4 protein-coding genes and 1 pseudogene are annotated in these 3,337 nt (G+C 72.4%); 2 read left to right on the top strand and 3 right to left on the bottom strand.

From position 1 onward, the window contains the following. Positions 1-395: pseudogene (locus tag ABZ646_RS43295) on the bottom strand (hypothetical protein); the annotation flags it as partial. A gap of 44 nt (positions 396-439) precedes the next feature. On the opposite strand from ABZ646_RS43295, the gene ABZ646_RS43290 reads away from it, so the two are divergent. Next, positions 440-1,588, top strand: a complete 1,149-nt coding sequence (locus tag ABZ646_RS43290; protein ID WP_360532323.1) for a CapA family protein — start codon at positions 440-442, stop codon at positions 1,586-1,588. A gap of 19 nt (positions 1,589-1,607) precedes the next feature. On the opposite strand, the gene ABZ646_RS43285 is transcribed toward ABZ646_RS43290, so the two are convergent. Next, positions 1,608-2,081 carry a MarR family transcriptional regulator gene (locus tag ABZ646_RS43285; RefSeq protein WP_360532326.1) on the bottom strand — a complete coding sequence of 158 codons (474 nt, stop codon included), beginning with the start codon at positions 2,079-2,081 and terminating at the stop codon, positions 1,608-1,610. A gap of 73 nt (positions 2,082-2,154) precedes the next feature. Between ABZ646_RS43285 and ABZ646_RS43280 the strand changes: the two genes are divergently transcribed. Then, a complete protein-coding gene (locus ABZ646_RS43280) occupies positions 2,155-2,970 on the top strand; it encodes an alpha/beta hydrolase (RefSeq protein ID WP_360532320.1) in 816 nt (271 codons plus the stop codon). Here ABZ646_RS43280 and ABZ646_RS43275 read toward each other — a convergent pair. Then, positions 2,967-3,337, bottom strand: a 371-nt coding sequence (locus ABZ646_RS43275) for an amino acid permease (protein WP_360532317.1), incomplete at its 5' end; no start/stop codon positions are given. The two genes, ABZ646_RS43280 and ABZ646_RS43275, sit on opposite strands and share 4 nt — an antisense overlap.

Here is a 3,337-nt window from a genome sequence, read left to right as displayed (position 1 = left end):
GACGGCGCCGGGCCCGGTGGGCCGGAGCGGTCCCGGCGGCGGACGGGAAGGCATAGGTCCTCGGCGCGCTGCCGGTCCCCGTCGCTGAGCCGCAGCAGCAGCGCGAAGAGGGGTCGGCCGTGCTCGCGCTGGAGTGCGGCGAGCTCGTGCTCGGCGGTCGTCGTCCCGGCGTGGAGTCCGTCGGGAAGCCGGTGGGGAAGGGTGGTTCCGGCCGTCATGGCCGTATGGCATCGCAGGGCCGGACCCCGGGACAGGGGGCGCACAGGGATCTGCGACGGGCGGTCGATCGCGTCGGTGAACGGTGCGGCGAACGGTCCGTCACCCCCCGTACCCGACCCGGATGGGTCAATCGGGGCGCCTGAGTTGTTTGGGGCTCCGTCCACCTTCGTACCCATTGATCTGTAAATAGGACAAGGCTTGCGACTCTGGGGTGCTCCTGATGATCAATCGCAGACGCCAGGCGGCCCTGGCCCTGACCGCCCTCCTCGCCACCGCGGCCGCCTGCACGAACCACGAACGGCAGGAGCGGGCGACGCCCTCGGGCCGGCCGGCCCCCACCGCCGCCGCCGGCGCGTTCACCCTCGTCGCCTCGGGCGACGTCATGCCGCAGAAGTCCGCGATCGAGCACGCGAACTTCGACGCGGGCGCCAGCGGCTACGACTTCCGCCCGATGCTCGCCGGGGTGGCACCCGTGGTCTCCCGCGCCGATCTGGCGCTCTGCCACCTGGCGACGGTCACCGCCGCCGACGGCGGTCCCACCGGCCTCACCTCCCCGCCGCAGCTCCTCCAGGGCCTCGCCGCCGCGGGGTACGACGGCTGCTCCACCGCCTCCGACCGGGCCCTGGACGACGGCGCCGCCGGTGTCCGGCGCACCCTCGACGCCATGGACCAGGTGGGCCTGCGGCACGCCGGCACGGCCCGCACCGAGGCCGAGGCGGGCACGCTCACCCTGCTCAGGGCCGGCCGCGCCAAGGTCGCCCAGCTCTCCTACACCTACGACGTCAACGGCAACGAGCTGCCGCCCGGCCAGCCCTGGGCGGTCGGCCTCCTGGACGAGAACCGCATCCTCGCCGACGCCCGCGCCGCCCGGCGGGCCGGCGCCGACGTGGTCGTGGTCTCCCTGCACTGGGGCACCGACGGGCGGGACGCCCCCGACGAACAGCAGCTCACCCTCGCCAGCCGGCTCACCGGCTCGCGGACCGGCGGCCGCCCCGACATCGACCTGATCCTCGGCACCCACGCCCACATCCCGCAGGCCTACGAGAAGGTCAACGGCACCTGGGTCGTCTACAGCCTCGGCGACCAGCTCGCCGGCGAGCTCGGCGACAGCCAGGGCCGGCCGGACCCGCGCGGCAACGAGTCCACCATCGCCCGCTTCACCTTCACCCCGCCCGCCCGTCCGGGCGGCCGCTGGGAGGTGGCCAGGGCGGAGTTCATCCCGCAGCTGTACGACCTCGACGCCGGCCGGGTCGTCGACCTCGACGCGGCCATCGCCAAGGGCGCCGACTTCACCGCAGCCCGGGACGCCATCCGCGACGTGGTGCTCAGCCGCGGGGCCGCCAAGGACGGGCTGGTCATGGGGGAGTAGCGGCGCCGAGCGGTGCCGGTCACTCCACGTCGACGTGGTCGAAGGCCGCCAGCAGCTGTTTCAGCACACGTACGCACGCCGTGATCTCGGCGTCGGTCAGATCGCCGCCGACCTGCCGGTTCAGGGCGTGCTCGCGGGCGAGGACCGCGGTGATGGTCGCCCGGCCCTCGTCCGTGAGGCGGATCAGCGAGGAGCGCTGGTGCGCCGGATTGGGTGTGACCTCGGCCCAGCCGTGCGCCACCGCGTCGTTCACCATGCGCTGCACGAACTGCCGGCTCAGCGCCATGATCCGTCCCATCTGGGGCACCGTCATGGGTTCGTACCGGCGCAGCAAATCCAGCACCGAGCGCACCCCGACAGAGGCACCCTCGATCTGCTCGCCCTGTTCGACCTTGCGGAAGGCGCGCCGGTACAGCGGGCCGATCAGATCGAACACCTCGGTGATGCGCTCGCCCAGCTCGTCGGGGGCGAGGGGCTTGTCGATGTCGTTCACCCGGCCATGATGCACCCCGGCCAAGATGACAACCGGGTTGTCAAAATTCCTCGGTGGTGACACCTTGGTTGTCATGAACGATGCTGCGGACGTCCGCTTCTTCCCGTCCTCCGACGGCGACCTCGCCTACCTCGACACCGGCTCCGGCGACCCGGTGGTCCTGCTCCACTCCGGGTACGTCGACCACCGCTTCTGGTACCGGCAGCTCCCGGCGCTCGCCGCCGAGTACCGGGTCATCGCACCGGACGTGCGCGGTCACGGCTTCTCCGCCAACGCGAGCAGGCCGTTCCGCTGGGCCGACGACCTCGCGGAGCTGCTGCGCCACCTCGACGCGGGGCCCGCCGTGCTGGTCGGCGTCTCGATGGGCGGGGTGATCGCCACCGACACCGTGCTGGAACACCCGGAACTGGTCCGCGCGGTGGTCACCTGCGGGGCCGCCACCGGGGACTTCCGGTACACGGACCCCTGGCACACGGAACTCCAGGCCGAGAACGCCCGCGCCCTGGCCGCCGGTGACATCGACGGCTGGCTCGACGCCTTCGTACGGGTCGTGGTCGGTGCGCACCGCACCCTGGCCGACGTCGACCCGGAGATCCCGCGCAGGCTGCGGGATCTGGCCCTGCACACCCTCTCCAAGCACACGCCCGACGAACCGAACCGGCTCGTGCCCGTCACCGGCTCCTGGCCCCGGGTCCCGAAGATCGACGTCCCGGTGCTCGCGGTCAACGGCGGCCTCGAACCCGCCGACCTGCTCGCCGCCGCCGAACGCCTGGCCCGCGAGGTGCCCGACGGCCGCGCCGAAGTCGTCGAGGGCACCGACCACTACCCGAACCTGGAGAAGCCGCAGGAGTTCAACGCCCTGCTGCTCGGCTTCCTCCGCGCGCTCTAACGCCCGGCCAGCCGCGACCTCTTGTACGAGTAGCCGAAGTAGATCACGCACCCGACCACGAACCAGACCGCGAACCGCACCCAGGTCTGCCACTTCAGGAACGTGATCAGCCAGAGCGAGAAGACCACACCCAGCGCGGGCACGAACGGCATCCACGGCGTACGGAAGCCGCGCGGCAGGTCCGGCTGCCGGTGGCGCAGCACGATCACCGCCACGCACACCACCACGAACGCCAGCAGGATGCCGATGTTGGTGAGCTCGGCCGCCTCACCGATCGGCACGAACCCGGCGAGCAGGGCGGAGGCCGCCCCGACGATCCAGGTCACCCGGGTCGGCACGTGCCGCGTCGGGTGCGTCTTCGCGAACC

The sequence above is a fragment of the Streptomyces sp. NPDC007162 genome (assembly GCF_040634175.1).
Classification (GTDB): Bacteria; Actinomycetota; Actinomycetes; order Streptomycetales; family Streptomycetaceae; genus Streptomyces.
Note: the sequence above shows the minus strand (reverse complement) of the source record. Positions and strands in the feature narration are given on the sequence as shown.